Raw genomic sequence first — 21,802 nt, 5'->3', positions numbered from 1 at the left:
TTCTCGCCTCTTACGTCATCAGTAAGAGGCGAGGAGTCGCATATTTCAGGCACCCGTTTCGTTTCTGATCCGCGCATTGATGTATTCCACGGCCTGCGTGACGTCCATAATGCCGTTAATCGCATTCGTCACGCCTTGCCCGATAATAATCTCTGCCTGTCGCAGGTTAAAAGACTCACCTTTACTTCCCTGAGACTCCCGTATTCCCGTCATGCCTTTTTCATTCAGTAAATTAAACCACGGGTAGAGATTGAGAACATTTTGATCGTGACATATTCCAGACCAGGCGCTGTTGCCCCCCAATAGAACCAGATGGCGCGAAATTTCATCGGAATAAAGCCAATGAAAAAACTGCTCAACCTGTTTTTTCTTCTTACTGTAGCGAGACATTCCAATAGAGCCACCGCCCAATTGTGGAAGCTGCCCCGGAACGGGAGCATAGCCGATCGTGGGGGCGATGGTCGTATGCGCAACATCGTTAAACAAATTGAGATACATAATCAGCATGGCGAGATTTCCACGCTCAAACTGTTTAACCGCATCACTCCACCACTCACCAGGGAGATTCACGGCGATAGAAAGCTGGTGCAGATATTCTTCGAGTGCAGCGGCAGCAAGCGAAGCATCAAGTTGTACCGGCTCGCCCTCACGCACCAATCGTCCCCCTAACGCGTAGTAACGCAGCAAGTACTCAGTGGCGATAAGTCCTGAGCTGCCCAACGTCACCGCCGTTCCCATCGGGCGCTGTCTGTTTTCTGGCTGATGCAATTGACTAAAGAAAGCGGCAATCTCATCAAATTGTGCGAAATTCTCTGGTAGCGTTAACTCTTTGCCTGTTGATTCATAAAACATCCGTTTAATCGTCGCATCTTCAAACAGATCTCGTCGATAAAACAGAAGCTGCATACTGGCATCAAAGGGAATTGCCCATGCAGTCCCATTCACCTGGCTGAAGTGCTGCTGAATTTGCTCAGAGAAGTTATCCAGCAATAACGGGAGTTCGGGGGAGACCGACTCCAGCGGCAATAATGCTTTTTCTGCAAACCAGGGAAAACATGCCATATCGATTCGCAGTAAATCGTAATAAGGGTGCAGGTGAAGATGAGAGAGAATTTCAAAAACCTCATCATACGGATAAACCGCAAGATTAACCTTAATACCGGTCTGGCGATAAAAGTGAGGTAACAGTTTCTTCAGCGCATCGGTCGAAGGGCTGGGCAAAATTAACATATTCAGCGTCGCCTCCGTCTCATGAGGCGGAGCGTATTGCCCATTCCAGGAAAAACCGCAATTCGTCAGAATACGGTGCTTCTCTTTACTTTTGGGTTGGCGAATACATGAAGCAATAGTTGTCCCCAGGCGGGCATAATCCATCTGATAGCTGGTGATTCCATCAAAAGATGCAGGAAGATTATCACTCAGTTGTACTATCGGCGGGCAGGACTGAGAACTCCCAAACCAGGACGCTTGCGTCAACGCACGCGTCTTCTCACTGTCCTGAACAATAAACAGATCGGGTATCGCCCCCCGGAAAAAGTCAAACGCGACGGTGTTAACTTCACTGGCATGCGCAGGTATAACCGTAAGCTTTGTGTGCGGACTTAACTCCCGGCATACCTTCTGTATCGCTTGAGTAAAGCGTGCGCAGTGGGCAAATTCCAGCGGCTCGCAGAAAACACCAATATGACCCGGCAACTGCGCCAGTGCCCTTCTTGCGGTTTCTTCCCCTGCGGTCACATAGTCAAGGCTAAAATAACAAACTGCACCGGCTGGCTGGCGATACGCAAAAAGCACATTCTCCGGGGAGAGCCTGAGCATATCGTAATAGGGCTGGCTGTTGTCCAGGCAACTCACGGTGACAACAGCCTGGTAAGACTTTGCCGCCAGTGTTTGCAAAATATCCAGTTCCAGATTGGGCAAATCATTAGTCAGGTAAAGATCAACCGGTTCGCTGAGTGAAGGTTGCCAGGCCTGGTGTAATCCCCGATAAAGTTGATAGTAACGTTCCACATTGATGTCCGGCAGAATCAAGGCCACTCCCTGACTTTTGCTGGCTCTCAATGATTGCGCCTGCGCATTCAACTGATAGCCAACTTCTCGGGCCGCACGTTGAACCGCTTCAATCTTCTCAACGCTTACATTTCCTCTGCCATTGAGCACATTCGAGACAGTCCCATGCGACACACCGGCAATTCTTGCTATGTCTTTGATAGTTGGCATTTTTACATCCTTCCCCTGATGTTTTGATGCTAGCACGGCGCTCATCAGGAAACTATCTCCAGCAAGATAATTTGAACGTTACAATATTAAAAAGTGCATTTTATCAACACACTCATATAACTACCTCTCAACCCCACATAGCACGAAGAAATGAACTAAAAATTTCAAAGCCATGAAATATAAAAATAAATTATTAAATTCTTGAAGAGGATCACTTATGCAACAAAAGATCGTTGTTGCCTTGAAGCTGCAGGATAATAATTGACACGTTCCAATTACGTTTCATTACATTTTCGTTCAAAAAACAACACTCTGTTTTGATCAAGAGGGAAACATGAATATTCATTTTCTGGGAACCGCAGCATCCGAAGGGATACCCAATCCTTTTTGCCGTTGTGAGCACTGTCAGCAAGCCCGTATTCGTAAAGGCAAAGACATACGCACGCACTCCTCAGCGATCATCGACGATGAACTGTTGATCGATGTCGCGCCTGAATTCAGCCAGCAACTGCTGCGAGATGGCCTGGACGCAACAGAGATCAAATCGCTGCTGTTCACGCATACACATCCCGATCATTTCAACGTCGGCGATCTTTTTAGCCGAATGGAAGGGTACGGATTTGAGATTACTCATCCGTTGCACATTTTTGGTAATGACCGTGCGATTAACGGCGCGGCACAAGTGTTACCAGGCTACAGCGCAGAAAGATTTGCTTTTCATTGCCTGGTTCCCTTCGTAACCGTTGAAACCCGCGGATACCGAATCACTCCACTGCTGGCGAACCATGCCAAATGGGAGCTTTGTTATACCTGGTTTATCGAAAAAGATGGTCAGTCAATTTTCTATGGACATGATTCGGGCTGGTTCCCTGAACTCACCTGGCAATGGTTGAAAGGGAAAAAGATCGATTTAACGGTGCTGGAATGTACCTACGGTTTTAATGGTGATAACCGTACAAATAACCACATGAGTCTGGAAACCGTTTTCGCCGCCAGAGACAGGCTTGCAGAACTGGGCTGCCTTGAGAAAAATAGCCAACTCATCGTCTCGCATGTCTCACACAGCGGCGGTCTACTGCACGACGATCTCGTGGCGGCGTGCGACAAAGAGAACATTCTTGTCGCCTGGGATGGGCTTAACCTGAGCATCAACCAATAAGGATATGCAATATGGACCTTAATAAAACACCACGCCTGCTGGTTATGATGTTCATACAATATTTCATGCAGGGCGCCTGGAATATGACCATGGGACTGGTATTAAGTACCTATGGTATGGCGACCATTATTGGCTCATCTTATGCTTTGCTTGGTCTGGCGACCATTCTTTCGCCACTCTTTATTGGCATGGTAGCCGACCGTTTCTTTTCGTCACAAAAAGTCATGGCGATCCTGCATTTAATTAATGCTGGCGTACTGTTGTTTGTTCCACAATTTATTGAGGCGCAAAACACGGGCATGACGTTGACCATGATCTTCCTGGTCGGTCTGCTGTTTTATCCAACAACTGCGCTGGCTAACAGCATCAGTTTCAGCCACATTAACGGGGTGAAATACTTCCCCTTTATTCGTGTGTTCGGCACATTTGGCTTTATGGTCATCGGTTTTATTATTGGTGAAATGGGCTATTCTGGAAATACCATCACCTGGTATATTGCGTCAGCCTCCGGTGTCGTGCTCGGCCTTTACTGCTTTACGTTGCCAAACACCCCACCGAAAGCAAAAGGAAGCGTATTTACACTCCGCGATCTGTTATGTCTGGACGCTCTGGCACTCTTCAAGGACCGCAGTTTCTCGGTTTTGATGCTCAGTATTTTTGTCCTGATGATCCCCAAAACAGCTTATTCCGCCTATATCCCGGTCTTTTTAAAAGCGCTTGGATTCGATAACGCCGCGTCAATGATGCAGGTCGGCATCGCCTGTGAAGTCATTTTTATGTTCCTGCTCTCGTTTTTCTTACTGAAAGCCGGCTTCAAAATTACTCTCATGTTGGGCGCCGTTTGCTGGATCATCCGCACACTGTTGTTTGCTCATGCATCACTGGATGCCAACATGATGTTTGTGCTGATCGGCCTGATGTTGCAGGGATTCTGCTGGGACTTTTTCTTTACCGTGGGCGACATTTATGTTGACCGTAAAGCCGCGCCAGAGATCAAAGCACAAGCCCAAAGCTTGCGATTTATCGTCTCCAACGGCGTCGGTTTGCTGTTTGCCTCTACCGTATGCGGTCAAATCTTCAACAGCACCGTGACGGAACAAGGCCCACAGGCGTTACCGCAATGGGAAACATTCTGGCTAGTTTCAGCAGGCGTTGCCGCAGTGGTCAGCGTATTCTTCCTGATATTCTTCCGGGACGATATTTCAAAACGCAAAGCAGACCTCCCATTGAAAAAAGCAAACTCCTGATCGTTAAAGACTCTTTCATTAAGGTAATTGCATGAATAATCTGGCCGCCATCATCAATGAGCAAGGATTGTTGCCTTTAACTACGATCATCAAAATCAGCATTGCATTTATTCTGGGTGGCATTATAGGCCTGGAAAGAGAATCGAAAGGGAAACCGGTTGGCTTCAAAACTTGCGTTATTTTATCCGTAGCCAGCTGTGTGTTAACTGTCGTATCAATACAATCTGCAGAATACTATGCTGAAATTTCGATGAACATCCGTAGCGATCCTATGCGTCTGGCGGCTCAGATTATTAGTGGCGTTGGTTTTCTCGGTGCGGGAGTCATTCTGCACCGACACGACGATGCTATTTCTGGTCTCACTACTGCGGCAATTGTCTGGGCATCTGCTGGGGTGGGAATCACCTGTGGGGCCGGTTTTTATTTTCATGCTTTTTTTGCCACGGCTTTATTTTTATTGGCAATTAAATTAAGCCCGTTCATTATTTTCTTACAGACTAAAAACCAGTTCCCCGGAAAAGTAAAAGTCAGGGTTATTCTTGATGAACGCGATGCGCTCGAAAATCTGATAACCCGCATCCATCAACAGAAAAACATTATTGAAAACATAACGATCAGGGATATTAAGAAGGGTAAAATCGAGGTTAATCTCAAAATCGTAATTCGTAAGAAGATGACCTTGCCTGACTTGTACCACGATCTCACTCATGTTGAACACGTCTGCGCTATTGCTCTTGAACATTAAGATGCTTTATTTCCCTCTTTAAAATCAGGTGGTTACCACCTGATATAACCGCTCTATCCCTGTCTTCGCTTTAAATCCCTATTGTTTGCAATGTTAAATATTTGTTGCTTTTGATCACAAATAATAAACAAACAAGCTCATTATGTGCGCGTTTTTCAAAAATGTAGATATTTTTAATTTATGGCTACGAAACGAGCTGCGCCATATCTCCCTGACAATCTACTGAGAGGAACGATTTGATGAACGCACTGACTGCCGTAAAACCGAACGCTGAAGATCCAGCCCAGCACTACAGCGGTTTCACGCTGAAACCGTCAGCCCAATCCCCACGCCTGCTGGAGCTGACTTTTTCTGCTGAGACCACTGAGCAATTTCTGCAGGCCGTCGCGCAGTGGCCGGTGCAGGCTCTGGAATACAAATCCTTCTTGCGCTTCAAAGTGGGCAAGATCCTCGACGACCTGTGCGGCAATCAGTTGCAGCCTCTGCTGCTGAAAACGTTGCTCGATCGTGCCGAAGGCGCACTGCTGATCAATGCCGTTGGTGTGGATGATGTGGCGCAGGCAGAAGAGATGGTCAAGCTGGCGACGGCGGTAGCACATCTAATCGGACGCTCGAATTTTGATGCGATGAGCGGTCAATATTACGCACGTTTTGTGGTGAAAAACGTCGATAACTCAGACAGCTATCTGCGCCAGCCTCACCGAGTGATGGAATTGCACAACGACGGAACCTATCTCGAAGAAATCACCGATTACGTGCTGATGATGAAGATTGACGAGCAGAACATGACTGGCGGCAACTCGCTGCTGCTACATCTCGACGACTGGGAGCATCTGGATCAGTACTTTACCCATCCGCTGGCGCGTCGCCCCATGCGCTTTGCCGCGCCGCCAAGCAAAAACGTGAGCCAGGAAGTGTTCCATCCGGTATTTGACGTTGACCAGCAGGGCCGTCCCGTGATGCGCTACATCGACCAGTTCGTCCAGCCAAAAGACTATGAAGAAGGCATCTGGCTGAGTGACCTGTCCGACGCGCTGGAAACCAGCAAAAGTATTATTTCCGTACCGGTTTCAGTGGGTAAATTCCTGCTGATCAACAACCTGTTCTGGCTACACGGTCGCGATCGTTTCACCTCGCATCCTGACCTGCGCCGCGAACTGATGCGCCAACGTGGTTATTTCGCTTACGCGACAAACCACTACCAGACTCATCAGTAAGCGCGAAGGAAAAAAGCGGATGTATGATTTTGTGATTATTGGCGGCGGCATTATCGGCATGTCGACCGCCATGCAGCTGATTGATGTCTATCCGGACGCCAGAATCGCGCTGTTGGAAAAAGAGTCCGGCCCGGCCTGTCACCAGACGGGCCACAACAGCGGCGTCATTCATGCCGGGGTCTATTACACTCCCGGCAGCCTGAAGGCGCAGTTTTGCCTGGCCGGAAATCGCGCCACAAAAGCCTTTTGCGACCAAAACGGCATCCGCTACGACGTCTGCGGAAAAATGCTGGTTGCCACCTCCCCTCTGGAAATGGAGCGCATGCGCGCGCTATGGGATCGCACCGCCGCTAACGGTTTGGAGCGCGAATGGCTGAATGCGCAGGAGCTTCGCGAGCGTGAACCGAATATCACCGGTCTGGGCGGCATTTTTGTTCCGTCGAGCGGGATCGTCAGCTACCGTGAAGTCACCGCCGCGATGGCGAATATTTTCCAGGCCAAAGGCGGTGAGATTATTTACAACGCCGAGGTCAGCGCGCTGAAAGAGCACGCTACGGGCGTGATTGTCCATACCCGTCAGGGCCAGGAATATGAAGGCGCGACGCTGATTAGTTGTTCTGGCCTGATGGCGGACCGACTGGTGAAAATGCTCGGCGTTGAACCTGGCTTTATCATCTGCCCGTTCCGTGGCGAATATTTCCGCCTGGCGCCAGAACATAATCAGATAGTTAACCATCTGATCTACCCCATCCCCGACCCGGCAATGCCGTTTCTCGGTGTTCATCTGACCCGGATGATTGACGGCAGCGTCACGGTCGGCCCCAACGCGGTGCTGGCATTTAAACGTGAAGGCTACCGTAAGCGTGACTTCTCGCTCAGCGATACGCTGGAGATCCTCGGCTCTTCTGGTATTCGCCGCGTGCTGCAAAACAACCTGCGCTCAGGGCTTGGCGAAATGAAGAATTCTCTGTGCAAAAGCGGTTATCTGCGGCTGGTACAAAAGTACTGTCCGAGCCTGACGCTTAAGGATCTGCAACCGTGGCCTGCGGGCGTGCGGGCACAGGCGGTATCACCTGATGGCAAGCTTATCGACGATTTTCTGTTTGTCACCACGCCACGCTCAATTCACACCTGTAACGCACCTTCTCCGGCGGCAACATCGGCAATCCCTATCGGTGCACATATTGTCAGCAAAGTTCATGCGCTGCTGGAGAACCAGAGTAATCCCGGACGCACGCTGCGTGCGGCACGTAGCGTGGAGACATTACACGCCGCATTTACCCGTTAAACCGATTAAGACAGGAAGCAATCATGCAACTTAACGATCCAACCTTATTTCGCCAGCAGGCACTGATCGACGGCAACTGGCGTGACGCTAACAGCGGCGAGACCATCGCGGTGACCAATCCCGCCAACGGTCAGCAATTGGGTAGCGTACCTAAAATGGGGGCAGATGAAACCCGCGAAGCGATTAACGCCGCAAACCGCGCTCTGCCGGCCTGGCGTGCGCTGACTGCCAAAGAGCGGGCCAACATTCTGCGCCGCTGGTTCAACCTGATGATTGAGCATCAAGACGATCTCGCCCGTCTGATGACCCTGGAACAGGGAAAACCACTGGCGGAAGCCAAAGGCGAAATTACCTACGCCGCCTCCTTTATTGAGTGGTTTGCCGAAGAGGGCAAACGCATCTATGGCGATACAATCCCTGGTCATCAGGCCGATAAGCGTCTGATCGTCATCAAGCAGCCGATCGGCGTTACCGCCGCGATTACGCCGTGGAACTTTCCCTCAGCGATGATCACCCGTAAAGCCGGTCCGGCGCTGGCAGCAGGCTGTACGATGGTGCTTAAACCCGCCAGCCAGACCCCCTACTCCGCTCTGGCGCTGGCAGAACTGGCTAATCGCGCCGGGATCCCGGCTGGCGTTTTCAGCGTGGTGACAGGTTCTGCGAGCGCGGTCGGTAACGAGCTGACCGGCAACCCGCTGGTGCGCAAACTGTCATTTACCGGCTCAACCGAAATTGGCCGTCAGTTAATGCAGCAGTGCGCCAAAGACATCAAAAAGGTATCGCTGGAACTGGGCGGCAATGCGCCGTTTATCGTCTTTGACGATGCCGATCTTGATAAAGCCGTGGAAGGTGCGCTGGCCTCGAAGTTCCGTAACGCCGGGCAAACCTGCGTCTGCGCCAACCGCCTGTACGTACAGGACGGTGTGTATGAGCGTTTTGCCGAAAAACTCCAGCATGCAGTGAGCAAACTGCATCTCGGCGATGGTCTGCAACCAGAGGTCACCACCGGACCGCTGATCGACGATAAAGCGGTTGCCAAAGTGCAGGAACACATCGCCGATGCTCTGGATAAAGGCGCGCGCATTATCGCGGGCGGTAAACCTCATGCGCTCGGCGGTAACTTCTTCCAGCCCACCATTCTGGTAGATGTGCCTGACAACGCGAAGGTCGCCAAAGAAGAGACGTTCGGACCGCTGGCTCCGCTGTTTCGTTTTAAAGACGAAGCCGACGTCATCGCTCAGGCCAACGACACCGAGTTTGGTCTGGCCGCCTATTTCTACGCCCGTGATTTAAGCCGCGTCTTCCGCGTTGGCGAAGCGCTGGAGTACGGCATCGTCGGGATTAACACCGGCATTATCTCCAACGAAGTCGCCCCGTTTGGGGGAATCAAAGCCTCCGGTCTTGGCCGTGAAGGATCAAAATACGGCATCGAAGACTACTTAGAAATCAAATATATGTGCATCGGCCTTTAATAAAATAAATACTGGAGAACACCTGATGAGCACCAACAAAGAACTTATGCAACGTCGCAGCAACGCCGTTCCCCGTGGCGTAGGCCAGATCCACCCTATTTTTGCCGAGCGTGCAGAAAACTGTCGGGTCTGGGACGTTGAAGGCCGTGAATTCCTTGACTTTGCTGGCGGTATTGCAGTGTTGAACACCGGTCACCTGCACCCGCAGATCGTCTCTGCGGTAGAAGCGCAGTTGAAAAAGCTGTCCCATACCTGTTTCCAGGTACTGGCCTATGAGCCATACCTGGAGCTGTGCGAAATCATGAATAAGAAAGTGCCGGGTGATTTCGCCAAGAAAACCCTGCTGGTGACCACCGGTTCTGAAGCGGTAGAAAATGCGGTGAAAATCGCCCGCGCCGCCACCAAACGCACCGGCACAATCGCCTTCAGCGGTGCTTACCACGGCCGTACCCACTACACCTTGTCACTGACCGGGAAAGTGAACCCATACTCTGCCGGAATGGGGCTGATGCCGGGCCACGTGTATCGCGCGCTTTATCCTTGCCCGCTGCACGGCATCAGTGACGACGATGCTATCGCCAGCATTCACCGCATTTTCAAAAACGATGCCGCGCCAGAAGACGTCGCCGCCATCGTAATTGAACCCGTCCAGGGCGAAGGTGGTTTTTACGCCGCTTCCCCTGCTTTTATGCAACGTCTGCGCGCTATTTGTGACGAACACGGGATCATGCTGATTGCTGATGAAGTACAGAGCGGTGCGGGCCGCACCGGTACGCTGTTTGCCATGGAGCAGATGGGCGTTGCGCCCGATCTCACCACCTTCGCTAAATCCATCGCCGGAGGCTTCCCGCTGGCAGGCGTGACCGGACGCGCCGACGTCATGGACGCTATTCCACCAGGCGGTCTGGGCGGTACCTATGCAGGTAACCCAATTGCCTGTGCCGCTGCGCTGGCGGTACTAAACATTTTCGAGCAGGAAAATCTGCTGCAAAAAGCCAACGAGCTGGGGCAAACCCTGCGTGAAGGCCTGTTGGCTATCGCGGAAACCCACCGCGAGATTGGCGACGTACGCGGGCTGGGCGCGATGATTGCTATCGAACTGTTCGAAAACGGCGATCGCACGAAACCAGACGCCAAACTGACAGCTGAAATTGTCGCTCGTGCCCGCGATAAAGGGCTAATCCTCCTCTCCTGCGGACCGTACTACAACGTGCTGCGCATTCTTGTCCCACTGACCATTGAAGACGCGCAAATCCGCCAGGGGCTGGACATTATCGCCCAGTGTTTTTCCGAGGCAAAGCAGGGTTAAACCCGTATCAAAACGGGGAGTTTTAAGCCGGATAAGGCGGAGCCGCCATCCGGCAAACAGGGTCAATAACAATAATACGCGTGCCCCAGCGCGGGAATGCCGGGGTGCTCTCCCAAGTGAAATACTTTCGAGAGGTTTAAAGATGGGGCAAGTGTCACAATCACATGATTTAGGGGGCGGGCTGAAATCACGCCACGTCACCATGCTGTCTATTGCCGGGGTAATCGGCGCAAGTCTGTTTGTCGGTTCAAGTGTGGCGATTGCAGAAGCCGGTCCCGCAGTATTATTAGCCTATCTGTTCGCCGGATTGCTGGTGGTGATGATTATGCGCATGCTGGCCGAAATGGCCGTTGCCACCCCGGATACCGGTTCTTTTTCCACTTACGCCGATAAGGCCATCGGCCCTTGGGCGGGTTACACCATCGGCTGGTTGTACTGGTGGTTCTGGGTGTTGGTTATCCCATTGGAGGCGAATATCGCCGCCATCATTCTTCACTCCTGGGTGCCTGGTATTCCTATCTGGCTGTTTTCTCTGGTTATCACGCTGGCATTAACCGGCAGTAATTTGCTGAGCGTCAAAAATTATGGTGAGTTCGAGTTCTGGCTGGCGCTGTGCAAAGTGATTGCCATTCTGGCGTTTATAACCCTTGGCGCAGCGGCGATTAGCGGTTTCTACCCTTATGCCGATGTCAGCGGGGTTTCGCGCCTGTGGGATCAGGGCGGCTTTATGCCCAACGGTTTTGGCGCCGTGATCAGCGCAATGTTAATCACCATGTTCTCCTTTATGGGCGCAGAGATAGTTACCATCGCCGCCGCCGAATCCGATACCCCGGATAAACATATCGTTCGCGCCACCAACTCGGTTATCTGGCGTATCTCCATCTTCTATCTGTGCTCTATTTTTGTGGTGGTGGCGCTGATCCCGTGGAACATGCCGGGACTGAAAGAAGTCGGTTCTTACCGCTCGGTACTGGAGCTACTGCATATCCCGCACGCGAAACTGATCATGGATTGCGTCATTTTGCTGTCGGTGACTAGCTGTCTCAACTCCGCGCTGTATACGTCCTCGCGTATGCTCTACTCCCTGAGCCGACGTGGCGATGCCCCCGCTTTTATGGGTAAAACGAACCGCAGTAAAACGCCTTATGTGGCGGTGTTGCTGTCTACCGGTGCCGCATTCCTCACCGTCATCGTCAACTATTACGCCCCGGCCAAGGTGTTTAAATTCCTGATCGACAGTTCCGGTGCCATCGCACTGCTGGTCTATCTGGTCATTGCCGTTTCTCAACTGCGGATGCGTAAAATCCTGCTAGCGCGAGGCGGCGAAATTAAACTGAAAATGTGGCTCTATCCGTGGCTTACCTGGCTGGTCATCGCATTTATTATCTTTGTGCTGGTGGTCATGCTGTTTCGCCCGGCACAACAGCTGGAAGTTATCTCTACCGGATTGTTAGCCATAGGAATTATTTGCACCGTGCCCATTATGTCACGCTGGAAAAAACTGCTATCGTGGCAAAAAGCACCATTGCAAAATACGCATTAAACCTGTTCCCGGCGCAGGCCGGGAAATCCTTTCAGGAGTATGACCATGACCGCCATTCCCCAACCGACGGCCATTGATGGATACCGCTGGCTGAAGAACGACATCATCCGCGGTGTGTATCAGCCTGATGAAAAACTGCGTATGAGCCTGCTGACCTCACGCTATGAGCTTGGCGTGGGACCGCTACGCGAAGCGCTTTCGCAGTTAGTTGCCGAGCGGTTGGTGACGGTAGTAAATCAGAAAGGGTATCGTGTTGCCCCGATGTCAGAGCAGGAGTTGCTCGATATTTTCGATGCCCGCGCCAATATGGAAGCCATGCTGGTCGCGCTGGCCATTGAACGCGGCGACGATGCCTGGGAAGCTGAAATTCTGGCGCGCGCACATATGCTTAGTAAGCTTGAAGCCATTGATGCCAGCGAACAGATGCTCGACGAGTGGGATCAGCGCCATCAGGCGTTTCACTCGGCGATTGTCGCTGGCTGTGGTTCACAATATCTGCTGCAAATGCGCGAACGACTGTTCGATTTGGCGGCGCGCTACCGGTTTATCTGGCTGCGAAAAACGGTGCTGTCGGTGGAGATGCTGGAAGACAAACACGATCAGCACCAAACGTTAACCGAAGCAATTCTGGCACGCGATGCCGCGCGCGCCAGCGAATTAATGCGCCAGCACCTGCTGACGCCGATTCCGATTATTCAACAGGCGATGTCCGGTAAATTGCTGACGGAATAAGCCTGAATAATATTACTGCTCCGGAATACGTAACACCTGCCCAGGATAGATTTTATCCGGACTTTTCAGCATGGGTTTATTCGCTTCAAATATCTGGTTATACAGGTTGGCATTACCGTAAACCTGTTTAGCAATAGCGCTCAGGGTATCCCCTGATTTCACGGTATAAAACTGGCTTTCGCTCGCGGGCGCAGAGGTTTTAACCTGATCATCTACGCTGGCAATACCGGAGATATTACCAATCGCGATCAGAATTTTTTCTTTCGCCTCCTGACTTAATCCATCACCAGAAACAGTGGCTTTGCCTTCGTTAATTTGCACGTCCACTTTATCCGCATCAGGGATGCCAGTTTTGTTCAGGTGTTCCTGCACTTTTTTTGCCAGATCGGCTGTGTCATGGTTTCCAGTGACCGCATCCCACAGTTTTTCACCCGCATCTTTTACAAAATTGAAGAGTCCCATATCCACCTCGGTAATTAACAATTAACACCCAAAAGTGTAGCAGAGGAGAAAGGGGGCCAAAGAAAACGGCGCCAAAGCGCCGTAATTGAAAGGAATTAATTACGCGTCTGTATCCAGAAGGCATGGATCAAACCAGGGATGTAGCCCAGCAGCGTCAGAACGATATTGAGGATAAATGCCCAGCCGAGCCCCTTCCCCAGCAGCACGCCAAGCGGGGGCAGAATAATAGTAAAAACGATTCTCCAGAAACCCATACACACTCCCTACAAGCAAAAAATTAATCATTGTTTAAAAAGAGATTTTATCTCTAAGAGTAGCCATTCTACCCAACTCTGCCAGCATTCCGCGGCTGTTTTACCCTCCTTTACGCTCTTTACGCTGGCGTACGTTGGTTGTTTATTTTAGAATATGCTTAATTTAGATTATACTTAAATACATATGACTGAACTTGAACAACTCCAGGCCAGCGCTGAACAAGCTGCCGCCCTGCTAAAAGCGATGAGTAACCCGAAACGGTTGCTGATTTTGTGCATGCTCTGCGGTTCACCCGGTACCAGCGCAGGCGAGTTAGCCCGTGTTACCGGCCTTAGCCCTTCCGCCACTTCCCAGCATCTGGCGCGTATGCGTGAAGAAGGTCTGATAGAAAGCCAGCGCGATGCCCAGCGCATCCTCTACTCCATTAAAAATGCGGCCGTGAATTCGCTGATCGCCACATTAAAAACACTGTATTGCCCATAAGGAGCCATCATGACTATTGGGACGATTTCCCCGCGCGAGGCGCAGACACTGGTCGCGCAAGGTGCAAAACTGATTGATATCCGCGACGCTGACGAGTATCTGCACGAGCATATTCCTGAGGCTCATCTGGCACCGTTGCCCGCGCTTGAACAGGGATCGCTGCCTGCGAATTTACGCGCCGAGCAGGTGATTTTTCACTGCCAGTCAGGCAAACGTACACAAAATGCGGCAACAAAACTGAGCGCCATTGCTGCGCCCGCGCAGGTCTGGCTGCTGGAAGGTGGAATTGACGGCTGGAAAGCCGCAGGGTTGCCGGTGGCGAAAGACAGTTCACAACCGTTACCGCTGATGCGTCAGGTGCAGATAGCCGCGGGTAGCCTTGCCTTACTCGGTGTTATTCTGGGTTACGCCGTCAGCAGTGCTTTCTTCCTGCTGAGCGGTTTTGTCGGGGCCGGGCTGATTCTCGCTGGCGTGACCGGCTTTTGCGGCATGGCGCGTCTGCTGGACAAAATGCCCTGGAACCGACGTACTCATTAAGCGGTAATCATTGAAACAGCACTGTACCCGCCGGTTGACGTGATCTATGGTGAGTTCTGCGATAAATGATAAATAAAGGAGCGCAACAATATGTTTAAACCTGGCGATCTGGTTCAACCGCGTATGGGCGGTCCAAAACTGAAGGTTGTTGAAGTCAATGACGATCAAATTGTGGCGGTACAAGCCAGTAATGAAAACGGTGATAAATTCACGCTGAAAGCAGCTGATGTCACGCGATATACCGAAGAGGGTGATTTCGGCGTTTGCTGAAAATAAGCGGTGAGGATCTCCTCACCGCCTTCGTAATTAGATCAAAAAGTCATCAAGAGATTTACCGGTCGCCAGCGCCTGGGCAATTGGCTTCGGTGTGCGACCTTGCCCGGTCCATGTTTTCGTTTCACCATTGAGATCGATAAAACAATATTTCGCCGGGCGCGGTTGGCGTTTTTTAACTGAACGTGTCGTAGCCGGTGTTATGCTCAGCAGCTCCTCCGGGCTAATCCCGTCTGCCTGCATCTGCGCCAGCAAGGCATTAATTTTTGCCTGCTGTTCTGCGCGTTGGCGCTGTAGCTGTTCTTCTTCATCGCGCCGTTCTTTGGTCACTACCCTGAATTTTTCAAGCATATCTTCCAGTACATCAACGGAAAATTCACGAGCCATTGCACGCAGCGAGCGGATATTATTTAAGTTTTTTAACATTGAACTCATATTAACAAAACCTCTTTAACGTAAAACATAAAAACGGTATTACGCTAAATATTGTATGCAACTGATTATTATATTTCCAGTCTAATTTATTCACAGGTCATTAAACAAATAGCCAACTCTGATATTTATAGCATCCATTCTGCTATCGCGCAGACAATATATTCTATTACCCTGATTGCAGCTTTGAATATACCTGCAAGGTATCTCAGTGCGTCACTTAAGAAACAGGCCACAGCATCGCGTGGAACCAACGAGTATACATATTGCACATCAGTCAACATTCAGAAAAGGAGCGCAAAAAATTCAGAAAAACAAGCAAAAATAACTCTTTGATCTAAAAGAATTTTAATTAACACAGCAACGAAAACACCAAAACGAACAAAAAACAAACCATTGCAGAGCATTTTATCGACAAAAAGACAATAAATAAAAATTTTAAGCTAGTTGCTAGTTATTATCCAGGCAGATATCCTATTAAAACGCGAAAGCAGCAAGACAAATCACTAGCAGTTAAGGTATTCAAAACCTTTTTCCCCCTTTTTACAAGGAGCATTAACATGTTCTCTCCGCAGTCACGCTTGCGTCATGCAGTAGCAGACACGTTCGCGATGGTTGTTTATTGTTCTGTCGTGAACATGTTGATCGAAATATTCCTTTCTGGAATGAGCTTCGAACAGTCGCTGTATTCCAGATTAGTCGCTATCCCTGTCAACATACTGATCGCGTGGCCATACGGCATGTACCGTGATTTGTTCATGCGCGCGGCGCGTAAAGCCACGCAGGCAGGATGGGCAAAAAATCTGGCGGATGTGCTGGCTTATGTCACCTTCCAGTCGCCGGTGTATGTGATTATTCTGCTGACGGTTGGCGCGGACTGGCACCAGATTACGGCTGCAGTAAGTTCGAACATCGTGGTGTCAATGCTGATGGGCGCTGTCTATGGCTACTTTCTTGATTATTGCCGCCGCTTGTTTAAGGTCAGCAGCTATCATCAGGCTAAAGCCTGACACGCTTCTTTGCGACTGGCACTGCCAGTCGCGTTATTAGTTAGAATTAACGTCGCCAAACAACCCACTCAGATAACGCTCCAGCGCAATTCGCGAGCTAAAGCCGTGCGGAATACCATAATGTTCGTGTGTCTCACCGGCTAAATACAGTGGGAATTGCTGATAATGATCGCAGGTTTTAATATCCGTCGCTGGTTCTGCCAGCGAAGAGCTGCGCTCTTTTAGTGTGGGATGGATAATTAATGCGGTACGTCCCATGCGAGCTTCACGGTTAACGTACACATAATTTTCGCCACGACGATAGCCGTACGTTTTCTGCGTCACTACATCAACGGTAAAGCCCACTTTTTCAAGTACGCGCGCCACCTCATCGGGTCGTAAATACATATTATTTTCCTCGTTATCTTTTACTGCGGGCTTACCTTACCTGATTCAGCATTAGCAACGCTTTCAGAAAAGTCCATAAACGGGTGGCGATGGTGGGACGCATATCGTAAGAACCTTATATACCCTAAATAATTCGAGTTGCAGGAAGGCGGCAAGGGAGCGAATCCCCAGGAGCTTACTAAAGTAAGTGACTGGGGTGAACGAACGCAGCCAACGCACATGCAACTTGAAGTATGACGGGTATAGATTTATGTCAGCGCCATCCGCAGTTGGTACGCCGCCTGTTGCGCCATTTCCGCCGAGCTGATATTGGTAAATGACAGCAATATTCCCCCCTTTCCTTCTGACGTTATTCGCCAGCGGCTTAACGCCTGAACAGCTAACCCGGCCTGATTCGCTTTGCGCACCAGCGCAATATCATCTCCGTCCACACTCATCACCAGTTGAATCCCACCTTCCTGAGGAATGACGCTAAATCCTTGTTCGGTCAGGGCGTTTTCCATCCATTGTCGTCGTTCGGCATAATGTTGTCGCATACGTTTTAAGTGTCGCCAGAAGTGGCCGTCTCGCATAAAATCCGCCAGCGTTTGCTGCCATAGAACCGGAACGCTACAGGCCGTTAGCGCCGCTTGTTGGCGAAAGTGTTCAACCTGGGTCAGGGGCACCACCAGCCATGCCGTACGCAAAGCCGGAAACATCGATTTGCTGAACGTTCCGGCATAAATCACCCGCAGGGGCGCATCCAGACTTTTTAGCGGCGGCAACGGCTTACCGTGGTAACGAAATTCACTGTCATAATCATCTTCGATTACCCACGCCTGCGCACGAGTCGCCCACTTCAGCAACTGGTGGCGACGGTCTAAAGACAGTGCTACCCCCAGTGGGCTTTGATGTGCGGGAGTGAGCAGTACAAAACGCGCCTGCGGGTAGTCGCGGATCCCGGCGCTGACATCCAGACCATCGGCATCCACCGCTACCGGCTTCAACTCAATGCGTTCTTGAGCCACCACAGGCCGAATCAGCGGAAAGCCGGGATCTTCAACCCACATTCCCTCTCCGGGATGCGCCAGAGCGCGCAGGATTAACGTCATTGATGCCGCATAGCCTGAAGTGATAAAAATCTGCTCTGGCTGGCATTCAATGCTGCGTGAGACCCGCAGGTAATCCACAATAGCCTGACGTAACGCCCGCTCGCCACACACATCGCCCACCGCCAGATCAAAACGCGTTTGGGTGCGTAAACGCCGTCCCATCACCCGCGCCCAGACTTCGCGCGGAAAAAGATCGAGTGCGGGTAATCCCATCTGAAAAGTTTGCGGTCTGGGATTTTCTCCGGCAAAGATGGCAGGAGAAACAGGTGCCCTTTCTGGTCGCAGTTGCTCACTGACAAACGTTCCTGCCTGTCCACGCCGCGCGAGCCAGCCCTGCGCCACCAGCTCTGCATAGGCATTTTCCACCGTCGAGCGTGATACTCCCAGCTCCTGGGCCCAGGTCCGACTGGAGGGCAATCTGGTACCGGGCTTGAGTTCACCTTTCTCAATTGCGTTTTTTAACTGACGGGCGATTTGCTGATAGCGTGGCATTTATGGTCTGCTTTTTTGGCAACAATATGGCTCTCTGTAGCAGTCCATTATAGTGCTACATTGCGGGTCATCCAAACGAGGAGAAATACCATGACCATGTTACGCCAGCCCTATTATGAACTCAGCCCTGAAATCTATAACGCTCTGGTTCAGGCAAGCAAAGCGCTGGAGAATTGCGCGCTGGAACCTACGCTGACGGAACTGATTTACCTGCGGGTCTCGCAAATCAACGGCTGCGCCTTTTGTCTGGAAATGCACAGTAAAGCACTGCGCAAATCCGGAGTTGCGCAGGCCAAACTGGATGCGCTGGCAGGCTGGCGGGTGAGTCACCACTTCAGCGAGCAGGAACGTGCGGCGCTGGCGTGGGCCGAATCGGTCACTCAAATTGCCACTAGTCACGCCGAAGATGACGTTTATCTGCCGCTGCTCGACCATTTCAGCGCGAAAGAGATTAGCGACCTGACATTTGCCATTAGCCTGATGAACTGCTTTAACCGCCTGGCGGTGGGGATGCGCATGTGATTCTGCGCTTCCGGATGGCGGCATAAACGCCTTATCCGGCCTGGGAAGTGCTTTCCTGTAGGCCGGATTAGACGCGACGCGCGCCATCCGGCAACCTGCGATGGTACATATCACTTCCCCTGCCATGCCCATAACCCAGCCCATCATCAATCTAAAATTCCCATATCTTGTATGGTTGAATCTTTTTAAAACTACATCTAGTATCTTTCCTATCAGGACACACACAACCCGACGCCCTCTATCGCGCCGATCTTTTATTTTTAAATGGAAATACGAATCATGCGTATTATTATTTACACTCGCAATAACTGTGTTCAGTGCCATGCCACCAAACGGGCAATGGAAAGCCGTGGTTTTGACTTTGAGATGGTAAACGTCGATTTACAGCCCGATTTGGCTGATAACCTGCGCGATCAAGGGTTTCGCCAGTTACCGGTCGTAGTCGCGGGTGAAACCAGTTGGTCAGGGTTTCGCCCGGACATGATCAACCGTCTGCATCCGGAACACCGTGTGGTCAGCGCATGAGTCAGCTCGTCTACTTCTCCAGCAGCTCCGAAAATACGCACCGCTTTATGCAGCGTCTGGGGCTGCCTGCCATCCGCATTCCGCTTAACGAACGCGAGCCGATCCGGGTAGACGAACCTTACATATTAATCGTGCCGTCCTACGGCGGCGGCGGCACTGCTGGCGCGGTCCCAAGACAGGTGATCCGCTTTTTAAACGATACACACAACCGGGCGTTAATCCGTGGAGTGATCGCCTCCGGCAATCGTAATTTCGGTGACGCCTACGGTCGCGCGGGTGATGTCATCTCACAAAAATGCGGCGTGCCGTGGCTCTATCGCTTTGAGCTGATGGGCACCCAAAGCGATATCGACAACGTTCGAAAAGGAGTGAGCAAATTTTGGCAACGACAACCGCAGAACGTGTAATGCAGCCAACGCTGGATTATCACGCCCTGAACGCCATGCTGAATCTGTATGATAAAGCCGGGCGCATTCAGTTCGACAAAGACCATCAGGCGGTGGAGGCTTTCTTTGCCGCACACGTCCGCCCCAACTCGGTGGCGTTTGCCAGCCAGCAGGAGCGCCTGGAAACGTTGGTGGATGAAGGCTATTACGATGCCAGCGTGTTAGCCCGCTACGATCGCGCGTTCGTGCTGAAGCTATTCGCCCACGCCCACGCCAGCGGATTCCGTTTCCAGACGTTCCTCGGCGCATGGAAGTTCTACACCAGCTATACGTTGAAAACGTTCGACGGTAAGCGCTATCTCGAAGACTTTGAGGATCGGGTAACGATGGTGGCGCTCACGCTGGCGCAGGGCGATGAAGCACTCGCGACGCAACTGACCGATGAAATGCTCTCCGGGCGCTTTCAGCCCGCCACACCAACCTTTTTAAACTGCGGTAAACAGCAACGCGGTGAGCTGGTCTCCTGCTTCCTGTTGCGTATTGAAGACAACATGGAGTCTATTGGTCGGGCGGTCAACTCCGCACTTCAGCTCTCCAAACGCGGCGGCGGCGTGGCATTTTTGCTCTCCAACCTGCGCGAGGCAGGTGCGCCCATTAAACGCATTGAGAACCAGTCCTCTGGGGTGATCCCGGTAATGAAAATGCTGGAAGATGCGTTTTCTTATGCGAATCAACTCGGGGCACGTCAGGGCGCAGGCGCGGTGTATTTGCACGCACACCATCCGGATATTTAATGAGATGGTCACTCCCTCCTTCCCAGTACTATGCTGAGGACAGGCTTTCATTCGGAGAACCATCATGGAAAACATTGCGCTTATTGGTATCGATCTGGGTAAGAACTCTTTCCATATTCATTGTCAGGATCATCGTGGGAAGGCCGTTTACCGTAAAAAATTCACCCGACCAAAGCTAATCGAATTTCTGGCGACATGCCCGGCAACAACCATCGCGATGGAAGCCTGTGGCGGTTCTCACTTTATGGCACGCAAGCTGGCAGAGTTAGGGCATTTTCCAAAGCTGATATCACCGCAATTTGTCCGCCCATTCGTTAAAAGCAACAAAAATGACTTCGTTGATGCTGAAGCTATCTGTGAAGCAGCATCACGTCCATCTATGCGTTTCGTGCAGCCCAGAACCGAATCTCAGCAGGCAATGCGAGCTCTGCATCGTGTCCGTGAATCCCTGGTTCAGGATAAGGTGAAAACAACTAATCAGATGCATGCTTTTCTGCTGGAATTTGGTATCAGCGTTCCGCGAGGTGCTGCCGTTATTAGTCGACTGAGTACCCTTCTTGAGGACAGTAGTTTGCCTCTTTATCTCAGCCAGTTACTGCTGAAATTACAACAGCATTATCACTATCTTGTTGAGCAGATTAAAGATCTGGAATCTCAGTTGAAACGAAAGTTGGACGAAGATGAGGTTGGACAGCGCTTGCTGAGTATTCCCTGCGTTGGAACGCTGACTGCCAGTACTATTTCAACTGAGATTGGCGACGGGAAGCAGTACGCCAGCAGCCGTGACTTTGCGGCGGCAACAGGGCTGGTACCCCGACAGTACAGCACGGGAGGTCGGACGACATTGTTAGGGATTAGCAAGCGGGGCAACAAAAAGATCCGAACTTTGTTGGTTCAGTGTGCCAGGGTATTCATACAAAAACTGGAACACCAGTCTGGCAAGTTGGCCGACTGGGTCAGGGAGTTGTTGTGTCGGAAAAGCAACTTTGTCGTCACCTGTGCTCTGGCAAACAAGCTGGCCAGAATAGCCTGGGCACTGACGGCGCGACAGCAAACTTACGAAGCATAAAGGCAGAAATACACCAGTTTAAACAATCATTCATCTGGTTTTGCGAATACTGATATTGATGATACTAACGGCCCACCGGCCTGTTGAGGAACCTGTAAAACGGAAAGGCTCATTGAAGCCGTATATTTTCTGGAGGTTCATCAGGCGCGGAA

General features: G+C 51.1%; 23 protein-coding genes and 1 pseudogene. 18 read left to right on the top strand and 6 right to left on the bottom strand.

Going from position 1 to position 21,802, the window contains the following annotated elements; translation table 11 throughout:
• Window positions 1-45 precede the first annotated feature (45 nt).
• Window positions 46-2,220 (bottom strand): extracellular solute-binding protein, encoded by a 2,175-nt coding sequence (locus tag SK33_RS05525; protein ID WP_048218473.1) that lies wholly within the window; start codon window positions 2,218-2,220, stop codon window positions 46-48.
• A 334-nt stretch (window positions 2,221-2,554) separates the two neighbouring features.
• Between SK33_RS05525 and SK33_RS05520 the strand changes: the two genes are divergently transcribed.
• The 9 genes from SK33_RS05520 (at window position 2,555) to csiR (ending at window position 12,932) form a co-directional block, all read left to right on the top strand.
• A complete protein-coding gene (locus SK33_RS05520; protein WP_003037212.1) occupies window positions 2,555-3,379 on the top strand; it encodes an MBL fold metallo-hydrolase in 825 nt (274 codons plus the stop codon).
• Window positions 3,380-3,390: 11 nt separating this feature from the next.
• Window positions 3,391-4,626: an MFS transporter gene (locus SK33_RS05515; protein ID WP_003037215.1), complete on the top strand. Its 1,236-nt coding sequence runs from the start codon at window positions 3,391-3,393 to the stop codon at window positions 4,624-4,626.
• 31 nt (window positions 4,627-4,657) lie between these two features.
• Complete coding sequence (locus SK33_RS05510; protein WP_003037218.1) at window positions 4,658-5,371, top strand: MgtC/SapB family protein; 714 nt, start codon at window positions 4,658-4,660, stop codon at window positions 5,369-5,371.
• 239 nt (window positions 5,372-5,610) lie between these two features.
• Entirely contained in the window at window positions 5,611-6,588 is a 978-nt protein-coding gene (gene glaH, locus SK33_RS05505) for a glutarate dioxygenase GlaH (protein WP_048218474.1), read from the top strand.
• A gap of 19 nt (window positions 6,589-6,607) precedes the next feature.
• Window positions 6,608-7,876, top strand: coding sequence for an L-2-hydroxyglutarate oxidase (gene lhgO, locus SK33_RS05500; RefSeq protein WP_003839703.1), 1,269 nt, complete (start codon window positions 6,608-6,610; stop codon window positions 7,874-7,876).
• Between the two features lie 23 nt (window positions 7,877-7,899).
• On the top strand, window positions 7,900-9,348 hold the full coding sequence (gene gabD / locus SK33_RS05495; RefSeq protein ID WP_003037227.1) for an NADP-dependent succinate-semialdehyde dehydrogenase: 1,449 nt from the start codon (window positions 7,900-7,902) through the stop codon (window positions 9,346-9,348).
• A 25-nt stretch (window positions 9,349-9,373) separates the two neighbouring features.
• Window positions 9,374-10,657, top strand: a complete 1,284-nt coding sequence (gene gabT, locus SK33_RS05490; protein WP_048218477.1) for a 4-aminobutyrate--2-oxoglutarate transaminase — start codon at window positions 9,374-9,376, stop codon at window positions 10,655-10,657.
• A gap of 142 nt (window positions 10,658-10,799) precedes the next feature.
• The gene (gene gabP / locus SK33_RS05485) at window positions 10,800-12,200 is read left to right on the top strand and encodes a GABA permease (RefSeq protein WP_003839698.1); all 1,401 of its coding nucleotides are present in this window, start codon (window positions 10,800-10,802) and stop codon (window positions 12,198-12,200) included.
• Between the two features lie 45 nt (window positions 12,201-12,245).
• Window positions 12,246-12,932, top strand: a complete 687-nt coding sequence (csiR, locus tag SK33_RS05480; protein ID WP_003037236.1) for a DNA-binding transcriptional regulator CsiR — start codon at window positions 12,246-12,248, stop codon at window positions 12,930-12,932.
• A gap of 12 nt (window positions 12,933-12,944) precedes the next feature.
• Here the strand turns inward: csiR and lysM are convergent, their stop codons facing one another.
• On the bottom strand, window positions 12,945-13,394 hold the full coding sequence (gene lysM, locus SK33_RS05475) for a peptidoglycan-binding protein LysM (RefSeq protein WP_003037241.1): 450 nt from the start codon (window positions 13,392-13,394) through the stop codon (window positions 12,945-12,947).
• 95 nt (window positions 13,395-13,489) lie between these two features.
• Window positions 13,490-13,648: a YqaE/Pmp3 family membrane protein gene (locus SK33_RS05470; protein WP_032949882.1), complete on the bottom strand. Its 159-nt coding sequence runs from the start codon at window positions 13,646-13,648 to the stop codon at window positions 13,490-13,492.
• 184 nt (window positions 13,649-13,832) lie between these two features.
• Between SK33_RS05470 and SK33_RS05465 the strand changes: the two genes are divergently transcribed.
• The 3 genes from SK33_RS05465 to SK33_RS05455 all read left to right on the top strand — a co-directional run bounded on the left by SK33_RS05465 (window position 13,833) and on the right by SK33_RS05455 (window position 14,939).
• Entirely contained in the window at window positions 13,833-14,132 is a 300-nt protein-coding gene (locus SK33_RS05465) for an ArsR/SmtB family transcription factor (protein ID WP_003037247.1), read from the top strand.
• Between the two features lie 9 nt (window positions 14,133-14,141).
• On the top strand, window positions 14,142-14,669 hold the full coding sequence (locus tag SK33_RS05460) for a rhodanese family protein (protein WP_046670391.1): 528 nt from the start codon (window positions 14,142-14,144) through the stop codon (window positions 14,667-14,669).
• 90 nt (window positions 14,670-14,759) lie between these two features.
• Window positions 14,760-14,939 (top strand): hypothetical protein, encoded by a 180-nt coding sequence (locus tag SK33_RS05455; RefSeq protein ID WP_003037253.1) that lies wholly within the window; start codon window positions 14,760-14,762, stop codon window positions 14,937-14,939.
• Window positions 14,940-14,975: 36 nt separating this feature from the next.
• On the opposite strand, the gene stpA is transcribed toward SK33_RS05455, so the two are convergent.
• Window positions 14,976-15,377 carry a DNA-binding protein StpA gene (gene stpA, locus SK33_RS05450; protein WP_048218478.1) on the bottom strand — a complete coding sequence of 134 codons (402 nt, stop codon included), beginning with the start codon at window positions 15,375-15,377 and terminating at the stop codon, window positions 14,976-14,978.
• A gap of 557 nt (window positions 15,378-15,934) precedes the next feature.
• Between stpA and alaE the strand changes: the two genes are divergently transcribed.
• A complete protein-coding gene (alaE, locus tag SK33_RS05445) occupies window positions 15,935-16,384 on the top strand; it encodes an L-alanine exporter AlaE (RefSeq protein WP_003037259.1) in 450 nt (149 codons plus the stop codon).
• Between the two features lie 36 nt (window positions 16,385-16,420).
• On the opposite strand, the gene SK33_RS05440 is transcribed toward alaE, so the two are convergent.
• Both SK33_RS05440 and pdxR read right to left on the bottom strand, forming a co-directional pair.
• Window positions 16,421-16,771: a DUF2002 family protein gene (locus SK33_RS05440; RefSeq protein WP_003037262.1), complete on the bottom strand. Its 351-nt coding sequence runs from the start codon at window positions 16,769-16,771 to the stop codon at window positions 16,421-16,423.
• 248 nt (window positions 16,772-17,019) lie between these two features.
• On the bottom strand, window positions 17,020-18,354 hold the full coding sequence (gene pdxR / locus SK33_RS05435; protein WP_048218480.1) for a MocR-like pyridoxine biosynthesis transcription factor PdxR: 1,335 nt from the start codon (window positions 18,352-18,354) through the stop codon (window positions 17,020-17,022).
• Window positions 18,355-18,444: 90 nt separating this feature from the next.
• On the opposite strand from pdxR, the gene SK33_RS05430 reads away from it, so the two are divergent.
• The 5 genes and pseudogenes from SK33_RS05430 to SK33_RS05410 all read left to right on the top strand — a co-directional run bounded on the left by SK33_RS05430 (window position 18,445) and on the right by SK33_RS05410 (window position 21,650).
• Window positions 18,445-18,876: a carboxymuconolactone decarboxylase family protein gene (locus SK33_RS05430; RefSeq protein WP_003037267.1), complete on the top strand. Its 432-nt coding sequence runs from the start codon at window positions 18,445-18,447 to the stop codon at window positions 18,874-18,876.
• A gap of 279 nt (window positions 18,877-19,155) precedes the next feature.
• Window positions 19,156-19,401, top strand: a complete 246-nt coding sequence (gene nrdH, locus SK33_RS05425) for a glutaredoxin-like protein NrdH (RefSeq protein WP_003846033.1) — start codon at window positions 19,156-19,158, stop codon at window positions 19,399-19,401.
• Window positions 19,398-19,808, top strand: coding sequence for a class Ib ribonucleoside-diphosphate reductase assembly flavoprotein NrdI (gene nrdI, locus SK33_RS05420; RefSeq protein WP_048218482.1), 411 nt, complete (start codon window positions 19,398-19,400; stop codon window positions 19,806-19,808). Before nrdH ends, nrdI begins: the two co-directional genes overlap by 4 nt.
• Window positions 19,781-20,578 (top strand): annotated as a pseudogene (locus tag SK33_RS05415) (ribonucleotide reductase N-terminal alpha domain-containing protein); the annotation flags it as partial. The gene nrdI and the pseudogene SK33_RS05415, both read left to right, overlap by 28 nt.
• A 67-nt stretch (window positions 20,579-20,645) precedes the next feature.
• Complete coding sequence (locus SK33_RS05410) at window positions 20,646-21,650, top strand: IS110-like element IS5075 family transposase (protein ID WP_000427614.1); 1,005 nt, start codon at window positions 20,646-20,648, stop codon at window positions 21,648-21,650.
• Window positions 21,651-21,802 lie beyond the last annotated feature (152 nt).

Origin of the sequence: Citrobacter sp. MGH103 (genome assembly GCF_001034475.2) — a bacterium.
GTDB classification, from domain to species: domain Bacteria; phylum Pseudomonadota; class Gammaproteobacteria; order Enterobacterales; family Enterobacteriaceae; genus Citrobacter; species Citrobacter freundii.
This window is presented reverse-complemented; position numbering and strand designations above follow the sequence as displayed.

Excerpts from the sequence above, each read along its gene's own strand:
- stpA (WP_048218478.1), bottom strand. The coding sequence starts at position 15,377 with ATGAGTTCAATGTTAAAAAACTTAAATAATATCCGCTCGCTGCGTGCA.
- alaE (WP_003037259.1), top strand. The coding sequence starts at position 15,935 with ATGTTCTCTCCGCAGTCACGCTTGCGTCATGCAGTAGCAGACACGTTC.
- SK33_RS05455 (WP_003037253.1), top strand. The coding sequence starts at position 14,760 with ATGTTTAAACCTGGCGATCTGGTTCAACCGCGTATGGGCGGTCCAAAA.
- SK33_RS05430 (WP_003037267.1), top strand. The coding sequence starts at position 18,445 with ATGACCATGTTACGCCAGCCCTATTATGAACTCAGCCCTGAAATCTAT.
- SK33_RS05525 (WP_048218473.1), bottom strand. The coding sequence starts at position 2,220 with ATGCCAACTATCAAAGACATAGCAAGAATTGCCGGTGTGTCGCATGGG.
- SK33_RS05465 (WP_003037247.1), top strand. The coding sequence starts at position 13,833 with ATGACTGAACTTGAACAACTCCAGGCCAGCGCTGAACAAGCTGCCGCC.
- SK33_RS05470 (WP_032949882.1), bottom strand. The coding sequence starts at position 13,648 with ATGGGTTTCTGGAGAATCGTTTTTACTATTATTCTGCCCCCGCTTGGC.
- gabP (WP_003839698.1), top strand. The coding sequence starts at position 10,800 with ATGGGGCAAGTGTCACAATCACATGATTTAGGGGGCGGGCTGAAATCA.
- SK33_RS05520 (WP_003037212.1), top strand. The coding sequence starts at position 2,555 with ATGAATATTCATTTTCTGGGAACCGCAGCATCCGAAGGGATACCCAAT.
- csiR (WP_003037236.1), top strand. The coding sequence starts at position 12,246 with ATGACCGCCATTCCCCAACCGACGGCCATTGATGGATACCGCTGGCTG.
- nrdH (WP_003846033.1), top strand. The coding sequence starts at position 19,156 with ATGCGTATTATTATTTACACTCGCAATAACTGTGTTCAGTGCCATGCC.
- pdxR (WP_048218480.1), bottom strand. The coding sequence starts at position 18,354 with ATGCCACGCTATCAGCAAATCGCCCGTCAGTTAAAAAACGCAATTGAG.
- gabD (WP_003037227.1), top strand. The coding sequence starts at position 7,900 with ATGCAACTTAACGATCCAACCTTATTTCGCCAGCAGGCACTGATCGAC.
- nrdI (WP_048218482.1), top strand. The coding sequence starts at position 19,398 with ATGAGTCAGCTCGTCTACTTCTCCAGCAGCTCCGAAAATACGCACCGC.
- lysM (WP_003037241.1), bottom strand. The coding sequence starts at position 13,394 with ATGGGACTCTTCAATTTTGTAAAAGATGCGGGTGAAAAACTGTGGGAT.
- SK33_RS05410 (WP_000427614.1), top strand. The coding sequence starts at position 20,646 with ATGGAAAACATTGCGCTTATTGGTATCGATCTGGGTAAGAACTCTTTC.
- SK33_RS05440 (WP_003037262.1), bottom strand. The coding sequence starts at position 16,771 with ATGTATTTACGACCCGATGAGGTGGCGCGCGTACTTGAAAAAGTGGGC.
- SK33_RS05510 (WP_003037218.1), top strand. The coding sequence starts at position 4,658 with ATGAATAATCTGGCCGCCATCATCAATGAGCAAGGATTGTTGCCTTTA.
- SK33_RS05515 (WP_003037215.1), top strand. The coding sequence starts at position 3,391 with ATGGACCTTAATAAAACACCACGCCTGCTGGTTATGATGTTCATACAA.
- SK33_RS05460 (WP_046670391.1), top strand. The coding sequence starts at position 14,142 with ATGACTATTGGGACGATTTCCCCGCGCGAGGCGCAGACACTGGTCGCG.
- lhgO (WP_003839703.1), top strand. The coding sequence starts at position 6,608 with ATGTATGATTTTGTGATTATTGGCGGCGGCATTATCGGCATGTCGACC.
- glaH (WP_048218474.1), top strand. The coding sequence starts at position 5,611 with ATGAACGCACTGACTGCCGTAAAACCGAACGCTGAAGATCCAGCCCAG.
- gabT (WP_048218477.1), top strand. The coding sequence starts at position 9,374 with ATGAGCACCAACAAAGAACTTATGCAACGTCGCAGCAACGCCGTTCCC.